Annotated in this window: 17 protein-coding genes; 5 read left to right on the forward strand and 12 right to left on the reverse strand. The window is 38.1% G+C overall.

The window, feature by feature from the left end; all coding sequences use genetic code 11:
* From AC1DDK_RS08595 to AC1DDK_RS08625, 7 genes are all read right to left on the reverse strand, one after another.
* On the reverse strand, positions 1-1340 hold a 1340-nt coding region (locus tag AC1DDK_RS08595; protein WP_477633872.1), incomplete at its 3' end, for a Wzz/FepE/Etk N-terminal domain-containing protein.
* A gap of 21 nt (positions 1341-1361) precedes the next feature.
* Positions 1362-2042 carry a TolC family protein gene (locus AC1DDK_RS08600; protein WP_172663230.1) on the reverse strand — a complete coding sequence of 227 codons (681 nt, stop codon included), beginning with the start codon at positions 2040-2042 and terminating at the stop codon, positions 1362-1364.
* Positions 2043-2094: 52 nt separating this feature from the next.
* Positions 2095-3171, reverse strand: a complete 1077-nt coding sequence (locus AC1DDK_RS08605; protein ID WP_172663231.1) for a sugar transferase — start codon at positions 3169-3171, stop codon at positions 2095-2097.
* Between the two features lie 32 nt (positions 3172-3203).
* Positions 3204-3587 carry a response regulator gene (locus AC1DDK_RS08610; RefSeq protein WP_337714839.1) on the reverse strand — a complete coding sequence of 128 codons (384 nt, stop codon included), beginning with the start codon at positions 3585-3587 and terminating at the stop codon, positions 3204-3206.
* Positions 3588-3660: 73 nt separating this feature from the next.
* Positions 3661-4029, reverse strand: coding sequence for a hypothetical protein (locus tag AC1DDK_RS08615; RefSeq protein ID WP_337714841.1), 369 nt, complete (start codon positions 4027-4029; stop codon positions 3661-3663).
* A 293-nt stretch (positions 4030-4322) separates the two neighbouring features.
* Entirely contained in the window at positions 4323-4796 is a 474-nt protein-coding gene (locus AC1DDK_RS08620) for a YMGG-like glycine zipper-containing protein (RefSeq protein ID WP_172663234.1), read from the reverse strand.
* A gap of 53 nt (positions 4797-4849) precedes the next feature.
* Positions 4850-5068: a hypothetical protein gene (locus AC1DDK_RS08625; RefSeq protein WP_337714843.1), complete on the reverse strand. Its 219-nt coding sequence runs from the start codon at positions 5066-5068 to the stop codon at positions 4850-4852.
* A gap of 136 nt (positions 5069-5204) precedes the next feature.
* Between AC1DDK_RS08625 and AC1DDK_RS08630 the strand changes: the two genes are divergently transcribed.
* From AC1DDK_RS08630 to AC1DDK_RS08645, 4 genes are all read left to right on the forward strand, one after another.
* Positions 5205-5411, forward strand: a complete 207-nt coding sequence (locus AC1DDK_RS08630; protein ID WP_108204027.1) for a cold-shock protein — start codon at positions 5205-5207, stop codon at positions 5409-5411.
* A 210-nt stretch (positions 5412-5621) separates the two neighbouring features.
* The gene (locus AC1DDK_RS08635) at positions 5622-6443 is read left to right on the forward strand and encodes an NAD-dependent epimerase/dehydratase family protein (RefSeq protein ID WP_288884217.1); all 822 of its coding nucleotides are present in this window, start codon (positions 5622-5624) and stop codon (positions 6441-6443) included.
* A 60-nt stretch (positions 6444-6503) separates the two neighbouring features.
* Positions 6504-7892, forward strand: coding sequence for an MBL fold metallo-hydrolase (locus AC1DDK_RS08640; protein WP_288884215.1), 1389 nt, complete (start codon positions 6504-6506; stop codon positions 7890-7892).
* 229 nt (positions 7893-8121) lie between these two features.
* On the forward strand, positions 8122-9426 hold the full coding sequence (locus AC1DDK_RS08645) for an OmpA family protein (RefSeq protein WP_172663238.1): 1305 nt from the start codon (positions 8122-8124) through the stop codon (positions 9424-9426).
* 131 nt (positions 9427-9557) lie between these two features.
* On the opposite strand, the gene AC1DDK_RS08650 is transcribed toward AC1DDK_RS08645, so the two are convergent.
* The gene (locus AC1DDK_RS08650) at positions 9558-10550 is read right to left on the reverse strand and encodes a TerC/Alx family metal homeostasis membrane protein (protein ID WP_172663239.1); all 993 of its coding nucleotides are present in this window, start codon (positions 10548-10550) and stop codon (positions 9558-9560) included.
* A 154-nt stretch (positions 10551-10704) separates the two neighbouring features.
* On the opposite strand from AC1DDK_RS08650, the gene AC1DDK_RS08655 reads away from it, so the two are divergent.
* Entirely contained in the window at positions 10705-11541 is an 837-nt protein-coding gene (locus AC1DDK_RS08655) for an oxidoreductase (protein ID WP_172663240.1), read from the forward strand.
* On the opposite strand, the gene AC1DDK_RS08660 is transcribed toward AC1DDK_RS08655, so the two are convergent.
* From AC1DDK_RS08660 to AC1DDK_RS08675, 4 genes are all read right to left on the reverse strand, one after another.
* Positions 11538-12197 carry a DUF6266 family protein gene (locus AC1DDK_RS08660; RefSeq protein WP_337714845.1) on the reverse strand — a complete coding sequence of 220 codons (660 nt, stop codon included), beginning with the start codon at positions 12195-12197 and terminating at the stop codon, positions 11538-11540. The genes AC1DDK_RS08655 and AC1DDK_RS08660 overlap by 4 nt on opposite strands.
* 64 nt (positions 12198-12261) lie before the next feature.
* On the reverse strand, positions 12262-12582 hold the full coding sequence (locus tag AC1DDK_RS08665) for a hypothetical protein (protein WP_172663242.1): 321 nt from the start codon (positions 12580-12582) through the stop codon (positions 12262-12264).
* 12 nt (positions 12583-12594) lie between these two features.
* Positions 12595-12747 (reverse strand): hypothetical protein, encoded by a 153-nt coding sequence (locus AC1DDK_RS08670; RefSeq protein WP_172663243.1) that lies wholly within the window; start codon positions 12745-12747, stop codon positions 12595-12597.
* An 83-nt stretch (positions 12748-12830) separates the two neighbouring features.
* Complete coding sequence (locus tag AC1DDK_RS08675) at positions 12831-13622, reverse strand: penicillin-binding transpeptidase domain-containing protein (RefSeq protein WP_430709540.1); 792 nt, start codon at positions 13620-13622, stop codon at positions 12831-12833.
* Positions 13623-13648: the final 26 nt, after the last annotated feature.

Genomic DNA, 13648 nt, shown 5'->3' on the forward strand with positions numbered 1-13648 from the left:
GGCAATCCTAACTGTGCCAATTGCAGTTTCAAGGCAACATTCTGCCCAGTCCTGTTTTGGTTATAGGTATCCAAAGAGTTCATGTAATCTTTGGTAGCCAGTTCCGCATCACGTTCATAATTCTGAATCCCTGCATCAAAAGGAACCATGGTATTGTATTTGGCCTTCAAAACAGACAGCTCATTGTCAATAGACCTTAAGCTTCCTTTGGCTTGGCTAACAGTCGTTTCAAGTGCTAATTTCCTTTCAATCAGTCCTTGTCTTGAAGCCTGCGGATTGGTCACATTCTCATCAGATATCTTTGAACTTACGCGGTCTATCAACCTGGTCAAAGAATCTATTCTGTTTTTATCTGCTGCTTTAAAATTACCATCAATATAGGCACTGTTCGCAGATTTCAATTGGTTTTTAAGATTTATGATCGTCCTGTTGTCCGCTGTAGAATTTCCCGAACTTACATTATCTATCTCTCCTCTTAGCCTCGCATCAATATCTGCTATCGCTCTCTGGTTTGCCTGAATATCCCTTATCGCCTGCGCTTTACGTTCTTCATTTTGTGAGATCTGTGCATAAACCATTTCCGACTGCTTGTCCAGGTTTAGCACACCATTCTTCATCTTAAACGATTTCAAAGCCGCATTCTTCTGGTTCATGGCAGCCTCTTTTTTCTTCATCAATGAATCCAAAAGCTCGATAGAGTTATTTTGGTTCATATTAACATCCTGACCGTAATTGTTAATAAAATCAGTCGACAGCGTGTTCACCACGAATGTAGATAACAACGGGTTCTCCGAAACATAGTATACGTTTACAAAATCACTGTTGTCAGGGCGGTATACTTTTAAGTTATTGTTAATGCTTTCATTATCATAGCCCATAGAGCTGATGATGTCATACAGAGGGTATTTACCAGCGTTATCACTAATGGTAATCACCTGCTTGTTCAGCAGACGTTCTCTGTAAAGCCTTACCACTTCATCAATGCCGGCTTGTCCCAATCCCGATACCTGTTTGCTGTAAGGCCTGAACGAAGCTTTCGGACTTTCCAGATCATGAAGTATCAGGTTATAAGAAAGGATACTCATGATCCGCCTCATTTTCATCCGCTCAATGATGTTCGAAAACTGCTGGTTGATCTTAAAAATATCCGAATTCTGGTTAGAGTTAACTACCACCTGTTTAGATTGATCAATTAAACCAGTAGCAATCTGGGCCTCAGAACTGTATTGTCTGGGAAGGTTCTTTACCAGAAAATAAGTAATCACTCCAATTACTAAGGGTACTAATATCAAAACCCATTTGTACTTGCCTAGAAGTCGTAAAAATGCTTTTATGTCCATTTATAACTATGTAAATATATCTTATTTAACCTCTGATAATTTCATTCCTATTATCTCTTCCAATGCATCTTTTGCACTTAACAAGTTAACTTCAGTTTGAATTTTAGAGGTACTGGCAATTGTAAGATTTATTCTCGATTGATTATAAGTATCTAAAGCTACTTCGCCCTTTTCAAACTTGTTTTTTAAATTGTCGGCTACGTTTTGATTATCCTGTACACTTTGGGTATAAATTTTCAATTGGTTAATTTGTTGAATGTACGCATAATATCTTTTCTTTACTTCTGTGGCAAGTGTTAATCTGAAATCTTCTGCCTCTAGTTTTGCAATTTTATAATCTGCCTTGGCTTTTTTTCCTGCTAAAGGTTTTTGAAGGAAGTTCCCAAGATTCAAATTAACACTAAATTGGAAACCGTTTACCGCATAAGGGTTAATTACATCAATAGCTGTCTTATTATTCGGTCTGTAAAAGTATGAAGCATTAAATATGTCAAGATATGATATTGCGTTCATTGAAATGTCTGTTTTCGCTTTTTCAACATTTATGTCAGTAATCTTTAACCTGGGATAGTTTTGTACCGCCAGATCAATGTACTTTTCAAGATCAGAATATTTAATTTCGCCAATTATTGACTCTTGTGAAAAACTATCCAGACTTAGAAACATCAGGACAATTAAAGTGAATTTTGATAGATTTTTCATTTAATTTTATATTTTGTTGTTAATATTAGATGATTTAAAAAAATAGAAGGGTTTAAACATTCTCCTTTTGGATCAATGCAGGTATAGTTTTAAGTATTATTTTCATATCAAGGAAAATCGAATAATTCGAAGCATAATAATTATCCAGCTCCTTACGCTCACGTTCCGACATATCATCCTGACCTCTTTTACTGATTTGCCATAATCCGGTTAATCCGGCAGGGCCCAGGAATCTGGTCGACCATTCGTTTGTAGTCAATTGTTCAGCTTCATACAATGGCAACGGTCTGTTACCTACTAATGACATATCGCCAATTAGCACATTTATCAACTGAGGTAACTCATCAATACTTGTTTTTCTTAAGAACGATCCAACCCTGGTTATTCTAGGATCATTTTTAAATTTCACAAAGGCCGATTTATTATCTTTATTCTCCTCAGAATTAGCATATTGGTTAAGGTTAGCCATCGATGCAAGCATTTTATCAGCATCGCTTCTCATAGATCTGAACTTGTAAAAATCAAAGATTTTATATCCGGCGCCAACCCTTTTGCTCTTGTATATAATTTTGCCTTTAGATTCAAGTCTTACCAGTATTGCCACAATTACAAACAAGGGCAGCAAGCACAATAAAGCAAATCCCGATGCAACTATGTCAAATACCCTTTTGGTTCTTGGAATCTTATATTCCACTTCCATTTGCTGGGCAATGTCCATCAACTTTGGCTTAATCAGCTTAAACTTCACCAAAAAGTTCATGCGTTCGCAGAAATCTTCATATGGAAAAGGATAAGTATAGTAGTCGTTAACTTTCAGCTCCAGTGCTTTTTTCCTCCAAGCTTTATCTTCTTTAACACCAAGCAATACAATGATAAGTCCTTGCAATAAAGGGTTCTTTTTTATGTATTTTACCTGATCAAAACACTGATTGTTTTCATCAACCTCTATCAATACAATATCAGGCACGCTCAAAAAAGATTGATTGTCTAAATACCTTTTAAAATCAGCAGGATCTTCAAGGTAAGTGATATCGCCATCAAGTTCTTCAGATATCACTTCTTTCAGTAGCTTACCAAAATACACGATTTTGGCACTTACTTTATGAAATTCAATGGTTGGGGATGTCATATTTTAGTTGGTTTGGCTTCAGTTATTTGATTTTAGTTTATTAGTTGCGCTATTTTCGATTTTAAAATAACAGGATTAAATGGTTTTTCAAGGTAGCTATCTATTTTAAAAGGCATATTTTTCACTTTATCTTCTAAATCTTCTGCACCCGATAATAAAATAACGGGAGTATCTCTGTAAAGGCCGCTAATTTTCAGATTTCTAATCAATGTGCTGCCATCAAAATAAGGCATCATCAAATCAGATATAATTAAATTAGGATCATTCCCTTCCTCTAACCAGCTTATTGCCTCTATACCACTCTTCTTAATCACAAGATCATAGTCGGCAGACAATATAAATGTTAATAGTCTAAGAATACTTAGCTCATCATCAACAACCAGTATCTGTTTTCTATTTGTTGTATTACTTTCCATAATCTTGTCTCCTTTCTTAAAATCTTTAGTTAATTATCTCAATCACTTTCCAATTTCTACACTTTAATCCTTATTACTTTGTTTTAATAGCAAACTCCATTTTACTAACTTCCCCTTTTCCTCTTGTGTTCAATTCATTTGAAACCACACGTCCAAAAGAATCAATAACCAGTACTCTTATATTTTGATCTTCGTTTGATACTACTTCTGTTTTTAATTTAAAGTCACTCGTATAATAAAATGGGATATCATTACTTCCGTTAGAAACACTAACATTAAAATCCTTGTTATTAATGTGATAGTTCACATCACAGTTCTCACATTCAATTCTCAGTATTCCTTCATTACTTATAGCGATTTCAGGATTGCTAAATGTCGAATTTTTTGTGCAACTGCTCAAAGAGATGAAAATTAATACTAATAAACCGATGTTAAGCCTCATTTTTTTTACTGTTTTTAATTACCTAATTGAAAAAATCAAGCCAGCAATAATTTTTCACAGTAAAATCAGCCTTTATTGGTGTTTTTCGGCTGTATACACACTAAATATAAGTTTCACACTTATTACACACTTTTGTGTACACAGTATAAATTAAATCAAAAACACCCTTATTGTAGAATATATTCCACAGTCCTTAATTAAAAATAAATACCACGAAAATTTAAACAAAAAAAAACGGCTGTTATATAAATAACAGCCGTTTTTTTTAAAAGATAGTAAAATCTTAACCTGTATTAATTTTTAGGTTGTACTCTTCCAGATTTTCTGTCTTTATCCCTTCCTATTAAATATCCTGCACCCGCACCAACAACACCACCAATAATGGCACCTCTTCCTTTTTTCTTGTCAATTAGCGCTCCGCCAAGTGCTCCTGCTCCGGCACCAATTGCAGTACCTTTAGCAGCTTCACTCCATCCTTTTTTCTTGGAAGCAGCCGGCTCTTCATAATTTCGGTTTCCGGAAGATTGAGAAGCAGCTTCATTTCTTTCAGCTAATAGTAAAGTTCTTTTTTCTTCTTTCACCTGAGCAGCAATTTTTGCATCCTCTTTTTTCTTCACTTCTGCTTTTTTAAAGCTATCTAGTTTCAAGCTGTCTTTTACTGCGGCAATTGCCTGTTGCTTAATTAGGGCTTGTTCTTTTTCATTGTTATTCGAGCACGCCGATAATAACATTGTCCCTGCTATTACTATTGAAAATAAATATTTCATGACTATAAAATTTAGTTTACTACCCATATCTAGAGAAAATGGTGCCAAAAACGTTATTTATCATCTAACGGACTGTAAACTACGCTACTATAATTTTCCTCAGCATCATTTTCTCCGTCCCTATTTCCTGAAATCCGGTCATTATCGTCGTCTAATCTTGTCATTAATGATGGTGGGTCCGACGAATGGTCAGCATCCAATCCTAAATTATCATCATCCAAATTATTTTTCTTCAGTTTCAGATCAGCCTTCTTTTTCATTTTAGCAGCCATAAAAGTTCATTTAAGTCATTACATATAACAAAAGTTGAACTTTTAAGTTTCAAAAATTCAACAAAGCAACTCCAAATGCAACATTTTGATTTTAATATTCAATTGATTACTTTCACATCGAAATAACATTAATACTATGCGTACAACAGGAAAAGTTAAATGGTTTAATTCTGCAAAAGGATTTGGATTTATAACTCCAGAAGATGGAGGAAAAGATATTTTCGTACATTTTTCTGCAATAGCAGGAGATTCATTCAGAGAGCTAAATGAAGGTGACAGTGTAGAATTCGAATTGAACGACGGAAAAAAAGGCCCGGAGGCTCAGAATGTAAAAGTTCTTTAATAATCCTCTTTCAATCAAAAAAGAGCCTGTATCATAAATCCTGATCAGGCTTTTTTCGTATAAAACAATGTCTTTTCATACTGCACCCTCCCCGTCATCTCGACGATAGGAGAGATCTCCTGGTTATGTCAATTCAATAGATCTCTCCTATCGTCGAGATGACGAAAGCTTTAAGGTAGCGACGGCAGCTTTAAATTAAAATATATAAACATGCAAAAAACAATCAGCATACTAGGATGTGGCTGGTACGGCCTGGCATTAGCAAAACACCTACTCGCCAATGGCTACAACGTAAAAGGATCAACAACCAGTGCCAATAAACTACCAACCCTTCAAACAGAAGGAATAGAACCATATTTAGTCAGTTTTAACGAACCAAGCATAAACTACAACCCTGCATTCTTTAATAGCCACACATTAGTCATCTGTATCCCGCCTAAAAGAAGCAGCGCTGAGCAGGCCAGCTTTCCAGATAAAATAGCCGAAATCTGCAAGGCAGCAGACAACAGTGTCAAAAACATACTATTTATAAGCTCCACCTCAGTATATGGCGATCGTAATACCGAATTATCAGAAACTGATGAACCAGATCCCGATACCCCATCCGGTAAAGCAATGAAACAAGCCGAGACCATCCTCAAAAACCATCCATCTTTCAAAACAACTATACTCAGGTTCGGTGGACTCATTGGCCCTGGTCGCGATCCGGGCAAGTTCTTCGCAGGCAAAATAAATTCCCCAAATGGGCAATCCCCAATAAATCTAATTCATTTAACAGATTGCGTTGGCATCAGCACCCATATCATAGAAACAGAAAGTTTCGGGTACACATTCAATGCCTGCACAGCCCACCATCCAGAAAAGCAAGCGTTTTATACACAAGCAGCCATCAACTCCGGGCTGGTGCCACCAACATTCATAAACGAACTTACCAGTTGGAAAATAATTAACTCCAATCAATCATCAACAGTATTAAAATATAATTACCAGATAACCAATTGGGTACAGTGGCTGCAAAAAGGTAAATTCTAATTTTAGTTTACGCTTAACTGTTAAAATGATATCTTGCCCTAATTAGGATAACCAAAAACTATGAAATTGACCATTTGGGGAGCAGCTAAACAGGTAACCGGAAGCATGCATCTTTTACAATTAGAAAATTATAATATATTAATTGATTGTGGGCTCGACTATGAAAAAGAAACCTTTCAGGAAGAAAACCAATACTTCCCTTTCGATCCGGCTTCTATAGATGTAGTTATCCTAACCCATGCCCATATAGACCATTCCGGTAACCTGCCAACACTGGTTCGGTTGGGTTTCGAAGGGCAAATCCTAAGCACACCACCAACAGCCGATTTAACCGAATTACTTTTACACGATTCCGTAAATGTATTTATTGGCAAGCAAAACAGACGCCCTAAAGGCCGAAGAGGCGGCAGATCAGGACCTCAGCCCTTATATCTCCAAAAACACGTAAACGACACCATGGACAGGTTTGTTACCATAGCCTTCCACAAAGAGTTCCGTTTAAATGACAATGTCTCATTAACCTTTATCCCCGTTGGGCACTTATTAGGCGCTGCAGCAATAGTTTTAACCCTTCAAGATAAAGGCGTAGAGAAAAAGATTGCCTTTACCGGCGATATAGGCCGTACCAACTACCCGGTTTTAGTGGATCCGGAACCACTACCACAGGTCGATTATCTAGTATCCGAATCCACCTATGGTGGCCGGTTGCACAGTACCGATGTAACCCTGCAAGAAAAGTTAATAGAAACCATAAACGAATCATGCGTTAAATACCCGGGCAGGCTAATCATTCCCGCTTTTAGCATCGGTCGTACACAGGCATTGGTATATTCCCTAAACAAAATCTTTAGCAGCGGACTGCTCCCACCCGTAAAAATATTCGTCGATAGTCCACTTGCTACCATTGCAACAGATATTTACAGAAAACATCACCACCTGTTAAACCAGGAATCTCAAGACTTCTATCGCAAACAAGGCGATGAATTTGAATTTGAGGAACTCTCTTACGTACATGATAAGCGCGAGAGCCAGTCGGTCTCCAATTATCACGAACCATGTATTATCATCTCGTCTGCCGGGATGCTGGAGGGTGGCCGTATTCAGGATCACCTTTATTATAATATACAAAATTATTATTGCACCATCCTATTTATCGGCTATTGCGCCAAAGGAACACTTGGCGACAGGTTATTACGGGGCGATCCAATTGTCCGCTTAAGGAACCGCGATCTCATGGTTTACGCCACCATACAAAAAACAGATCTGTTAAGCGGTCATGGCGATCATAACGACCTGGTTAATACCGTTAAGCAGCAAGATTCCGAAAAACTTAAATCAGTATTTCTGGTTCACGGAGAAATAAAAAGCATGAACATGCTTGGCGAAGCATTAACAGCACTTGGCTACAAAGTTAATTTACCTGAAAAAGGTGAAACTTTCGAGTTATAAAATATCCGTTCGGGCACAAACTGTATTAAATACTATACAAAAATCTTTACGTTTAAACGTTCGTTTCCTTTTTTTGGTATAAATTGAAAGCAAAACTAATCTACTGATTATTAGCACATTCAAATTTAAAATTAGATAAAACTGGCTTTGGCAGGATTATTACAAGCAGATAATCATTCAGTATTAAAATGAAACTGAAGAGAACTCAAATATCTAATTTATAAAAAACATGAAATCAAAAATTACAAAAGCAGCAATGATATTATCCATGGTGGGTCTATCAGCGCAATTATTTGCACAGGAGGCTGACTCTCAATCGTCGGAAAAATTCGCTAAGAAATATTTCCGCACCTGGTCTGTAGGACTTAACGGTGGTATGTTAACGCATTATACCCCTTTCAATAACAGAACTAATGGAAACTTCAATACTCCTTACGAATCTTGGGGTTACGGTGGTTACATCAAAAAACAAATAGTACCGGGATTTGGTATCCAGGCCGATTTCCTTGCAGGTAAAGTTAAAGGTGCCAACGTTATTGCCGGTACTAAATCAACTTTCGAATCTAGAATCGACTGGTCGGCAGCTGTTAGTGGTAACTTTACTATCGCCAACATGAGCTTAAACCAAAAACGTAATTTCCTTTCACCATATGCAACAATTGGTGCGGGTTACATGTCATCTGCAGCAACAACCGATCATCCGGGCGGTGCAAGCACAGGATATGATCAAAATTGGTTTGTTCCAATTGGAGCAGGTTTCAAATTGGGCGTATCAAAAGGTGTTAACATCGATTTAGGCTACACAGTTAGCTTCATGAAATCAAATAACTTTGATGGGGTAACAGCTGGTGCTAACGACAGATTCTCATATGCTCACGCAGGTATCGAGATTGCTTTAGGCAGAAAAGGAACTTCTCAATTACAAAACTTCAGCCCTATCGCTGCTATCCGCGAAGAAAGTGCTGCTGAAAGTGCAGAATTAAGAAGAGCATTATCAACTGCTGAAGAAAACGCAAGAAGAGACAAAGAAGCATTAGAAGCTCAATTAGGTGATGATGATGGAGATGGTGTAGCTAACAAATTCGACAAATGTGCTGGCACTCCTGCAAACACAGTGGTAGATGGTGCTGGATGTCCATTAAAAGCTCCTGCTCAGATCATCAAAGAAAAAGTAATTGTTACTGAGGCTGACCGTAGAGTTGTTGACGAAGCAATCAAAAACTTAGAGTTCGATTTAGGTAAATCAACTATACGTTCTACTTCATATGCAACTTTAAATAAAGTAGCTGAATTACTAGTAGCTAAAGACTTTAGCTTGAAATTAGCTGGTCACACAGATAACACTGGTTCAATGGCGTTAAACTTACGTTTATCTAAAGACAGAGCAGAAGCTATCAAAACTTATTTGGTATCACAAGGTGCAAACGCTTCACGTATCGAAGCAACAGGTTACGGTCCAAACCAACCTATCGCATCTAACAAAACTGCTGATGGTCGTCAGAAAAACCGTAGAGTTGAATTTACTTTATACTAGTATCTCACTAGTCTAAGTACCTCACTAGTTTAAATACTAGTCTCGTTAAATAAGAAAGCCTGGTCAAATGACCAGGCTTTCTTATTTAACGAGACTCCAGGAGAGATCCCTTGATTATGCCAACTTACCTCTTACCCCTCAACCCCCTTCTTAGGCGAAAACACCAGCGAAGCCACTACACTCAACACCAAAACGCCTCCAACAATAGACAACGACAACGGCGATGAAATATGATAAAAAGGTGCAATCACCATTTTAACCCCAATAAACGCCAGTATAACCGCCAAACCATATTTCAGCAAACTAAACATATAAATAAAGTTAGCCAGCAGAAAATACAAAGCCCTCAATCCAAGAATAGCGAAAATATTAGACGTATATAAAATTAGCGGATCATCAGGTGCAATGGCAAAAATTGCAGGAATAGAATCTACTGCAAACAATAGATCTGTAAATTCAATAACCGCTACAACAACCAATAAAGGAGTAGCCAGTCTTACACCATTTTGTACCGTAAAAAACTTGGCACCATCAAACTCCTTACTCACTTTAAAGAACTTGTAAATCAGGCGGGCGCCAGGGCTTTTGCTAAAATCTTTGTCCTCATCATCATGATCATTTGCCAGGCCAGATTTAATACCGGCATAAATAAGAAACAACCCAAAAATCAGTAAAACAACATTAATGCGTATCAGTTCGCCAAACACCGTCATTTCAGGCAAATAAGTTAAATTAATCAACCCAACACCTGCAAATATGAAAATGGCGCGAAACACCAATGCCCCAATAATTCCCCAAAACAACACTTTATGGTGCAATTCCTTAGGCACATTAAAAAACCCGAACACCAGAATAAACACAAAAAGATTATCAACCGATAGCGCCTTTTCTATCCAATAGGCCGATTGAAATTGTGTAAACTTTTCAAAACCCGAAGTCAGGTAAATTACCCCACTAAATATCATGGATAAGCTTATCCATACCACAGACCATATAGCGGCTTCTTTACTACTTACAGCATGTACTTTTTTATTAAATACACCCAAATCTAAAAGCAGCATCACAACAACAACAACTGCAAATCCCGTAATCACCCCGGGGTGATCAATCAAATTATTACTCATTTTAACTTCTATTTTGAAATTCCACTAAAATGCTAAAAAAGATCGGTTTTAAACATGTCATTTAAAATTTCTGCAATCATTTAAAATGATCAAATACTGACAACCATCTTCCGCTTATACTGTTATTTAGATATAAAATTATAAAACACATATTATGGAAAAAGTATGGCTCATAACAGGCTGTTCAACAGGCTTTGGCCGGGAATTAGCAAAACAAGTACTCGAACTTGGCTACAAAGCTGGAGTTGCTGCCCGTAACATTGCCGACGTAGAAGATATCGTTAAACAATACCCGGAAACCTCAATAGCTATAACGCTTGATGTAACCAGGCAAGATCATATTACTGATGCCGTAAAGCAACTAACCGAAATATTCGGACGGGTTGATGTATTGGTAAACAATGCCGGCATTGGCTACTTTGGTTCAGTAGAAGCCAGCGACGAGCACGAAACCAGAAGAATGTTCGATATCAACTTCTTCGGGCTGGCCAACATGACAAAAGCAGTGCTGCCCCATATGAGAAAACAACGGAGTGGCCACATCATCAATATCGCTTCAATCGGAGGCTTAATGGCCTTTCCAGCATTAGCTTATTACAATGCAACTAAATTTGCTGTTGATGGGTTTTCCGAATCACTGGCAAAAGAAACCGCCCCCCTTGGCATAAAAGTAACCATTGTAGCACCAAGCGGCTTCCGTACAGATTGGGCCGGGCGTTCGGCCAACGAAGTACAAAACGAAATTGAAGATTACAAAACAACCGCAGGTGCGAATAAAGACAACATCAGGGCTTACAATGGCAACCAACCCGGCGACCCGGTACGCGCCGCTCAGGCCATCATTAAAGTAGTAGAGACCGAAAACCCTCCATTACGCTTATTATTAGGTGCCGCAGCATTAAAAAATGCCCGTAAAAAAATCGAAGAACTGGCACATGATTTTGATGCATGGGAAGAAACCACCGTTGGTGCAGATTTCCCCAAACCTTAATTTAAACCGCCTACATACACACTGTTGGCCACATCGCAACCCGGTGTGGCCATAAATGAAATATAAGTTTCCATTCTCGCTAACCTCAGTTCTAAAGGTAAAACAAATAGCTCCTTTCCCTCACTTCGCTTTGCACCATCAATACTGTAAAGGCCAATTTCCAGGTCAGGGAAATAAACCAGTATCATCACCCTTTGGCTTTTCTCAGCTAATACCATTTCCGGCAATACCGTCCACCTAAATCTTAACCCTTCCGGCACCATCTCAACCGTCGGATTCGCTGCAACACGCAAACTCCCCTGCGAAACCATTACTTTAGGATAATCCATTTTAATATCAGGATACAAGCCTTTTAAGGTGTTCATTTTATTATAGCTTAGGGCTATATTGTACGGATATTTTACCGCAGCCCTGGCTTTGAGCATAAAACCAGCATTAATAAACTCAGTAAACGGATATAAAAACTTTACCACTACTGCCATTTCCTGCCTGCAAATCAATTGTTTAATAGAAGGCGGTTTTGTAATCATACCCACCATCCTAACCACATTTTTATCTAATATATGGTAGCTCACCAAATTCCCAACTTTACCGGTATACCGGTAAGATTTATCACTATTAAAAACCCCATTTCTTTCCCTTTTAAATAAATCCATTTCTATCTCTTTTTAAATAAAAAAGAGGCTCCCAAAAATAGGGGCCGTCATCTCCTTTGGTTAATCAAAGGAGATGACGGGCATCGCCCGTCTCCACCGCACTACCATCGTTATACTTCAAATTAGCGGCATCTATAACAACTCCGGTTTTAGCATCGCTAAGTTGAATGGTTTTACCGTTGGCAAGAGTTATAGTTGCTGTGTTACGGCCGGGCTCAATGTCATGAGATCCTGAAACAAGTTCAGGATGACGGCCACCTTCAGGGCGGGGTGCGTAGTAGGATGTATAAAAGAACAACCCGGCGCCAACAACCAAAAATATTGCTGCTGCCGCAGCTATACGCGGCCATAGCTTATAACTACGAGGCTGTACTTTACTTTCCAAAGACAGCTGGTTCTAGATGTCATATCCAACTTCATCAATTCGGCTCTCATTTAGCTGAACCTCGTCTTTCAATTGGTAATACCATCTTTCCACAACTGCCTTTTCAGCAGGCGTACAAAGTCCCTTTCTGTATTTATCAAGTAATGTCTTAGCGTCTTTTTCCATTGCTTACAAAGAGGTTTATATTCCCTCATATATAACCAATACGGCTGACTAAGACCTAACAGGTAGAAGAAAACAAAAAAACTTTACATGATTTTCAAATCTTTCATCACCGACCCGGTAATTTTCTTACGGCACTCAGAAAAATCAGGTCGGTTATTTTTTCGATCCTGCAGTAATCTTGTCGCAAAAAAATAAACATCATTTTGTTTTTCCACGTAACCAACCCACCATCCTGTGTTGATCTGATCTGCCATCGTCCATCCTGTTTTGGAGCGGATGGTATAAGTTTTATTTTGCTCGCTTATCATTACCCGCTTTACGATATCCATATTCTTTTTAGAGAACGGGAGTTTCCCATCGTACAGTTTTTTAAGAAATTCAACCTGGCTTACAGGTGAAATACCAAGGGGACCAAAGTTCCAAAAGTCTGCATCAGGTTCCGAAAGGCCTGCATTGCCGTATCCGCATTGAGTAAGGTATTTCTTGTATACACTTCTGTCAATCTTTTTTGCAAGCTCTATAAACGCCCAGCCGGCAGAAACTTCAAATGCGTTCTTTACACTTATATCATGATAAATTTCAGGTCTGTAGCCGTATTTTGTGGTATCGGTTTTTCCTGGCCATTTAACCATATAGTTCTCATTCGGTATGGTTCCTGTTTCAAGGGCAATCAGCATATTAATGATTTTGAATGTAGAAGCAGGCAAGGTTTCCCGCCTTGTATTAATGGTATCAGAAAGGATCCATTGATGCTTTTTGTAATCATAAATTGCTATACCACCTTCCACTCCACACTCATCAAAGTATTTTTTGAAATCAGAACGAACGATGGTCTGTTTTGACTGACAAAACACTACCGGGCTAATTGCCAGCATATATAAGGCTACTAAAAGGAATCTTT

The sequence above is a fragment of the Pedobacter sp. 05T44 genome (assembly GCF_056395985.1).

Bases quoted from the DNA above. Each gene is read 5' to 3' on its own strand.
- AC1DDK_RS08600 (WP_172663230.1), bottom strand. From the start codon at position 2,042: ATGAAAAATCTATCAAAATTCACTTTAATTGTCCTGATGTTTCTAAGT.
- AC1DDK_RS08605 (WP_172663231.1), bottom strand. From the start codon at position 3,171: ATGACATCCCCAACCATTGAATTTCATAAAGTAAGTGCCAAAATCGTG.
- AC1DDK_RS08610 (WP_337714839.1), bottom strand. From the start codon at position 3,587: ATGGAAAGTAATACAACAAATAGAAAACAGATACTGGTTGTTGATGAT.
- AC1DDK_RS08615 (WP_337714841.1), bottom strand. From the start codon at position 4,029: ATGAGGCTTAACATCGGTTTATTAGTATTAATTTTCATCTCTTTGAGC.
- AC1DDK_RS08620 (WP_172663234.1), bottom strand. From the start codon at position 4,796: ATGAAATATTTATTTTCAATAGTAATAGCAGGGACAATGTTATTATCG.
- AC1DDK_RS08625 (WP_337714843.1), bottom strand. From the start codon at position 5,068: ATGGCTGCTAAAATGAAAAAGAAGGCTGATCTGAAACTGAAGAAAAAT.
- AC1DDK_RS08630 (WP_108204027.1), top strand. From the start codon at position 5,205: ATGCGTACAACAGGAAAAGTTAAATGGTTTAATTCTGCAAAAGGATTT.
- AC1DDK_RS08635 (WP_288884217.1), top strand. From the start codon at position 5,622: ATGCAAAAAACAATCAGCATACTAGGATGTGGCTGGTACGGCCTGGCA.
- AC1DDK_RS08640 (WP_288884215.1), top strand. From the start codon at position 6,504: ATGAAATTGACCATTTGGGGAGCAGCTAAACAGGTAACCGGAAGCATG.
- AC1DDK_RS08645 (WP_172663238.1), top strand. From the start codon at position 8,122: ATGAAATCAAAAATTACAAAAGCAGCAATGATATTATCCATGGTGGGT.
- AC1DDK_RS08650 (WP_172663239.1), bottom strand. From the start codon at position 10,550: ATGAGTAATAATTTGATTGATCACCCCGGGGTGATTACGGGATTTGCA.
- AC1DDK_RS08655 (WP_172663240.1), top strand. From the start codon at position 10,705: ATGGAAAAAGTATGGCTCATAACAGGCTGTTCAACAGGCTTTGGCCGG.
- AC1DDK_RS08660 (WP_337714845.1), bottom strand. From the start codon at position 12,197: ATGGATTTATTTAAAAGGGAAAGAAATGGGGTTTTTAATAGTGATAAA.
- AC1DDK_RS08670 (WP_172663243.1), bottom strand. From the start codon at position 12,747: ATGGAAAAAGACGCTAAGACATTACTTGATAAATACAGAAAGGGACTT.
- AC1DDK_RS08675 (WP_430709540.1), bottom strand. From the start codon at position 13,622: ATGCTGGCAATTAGCCCGGTAGTGTTTTGTCAGTCAAAACAGACCATC.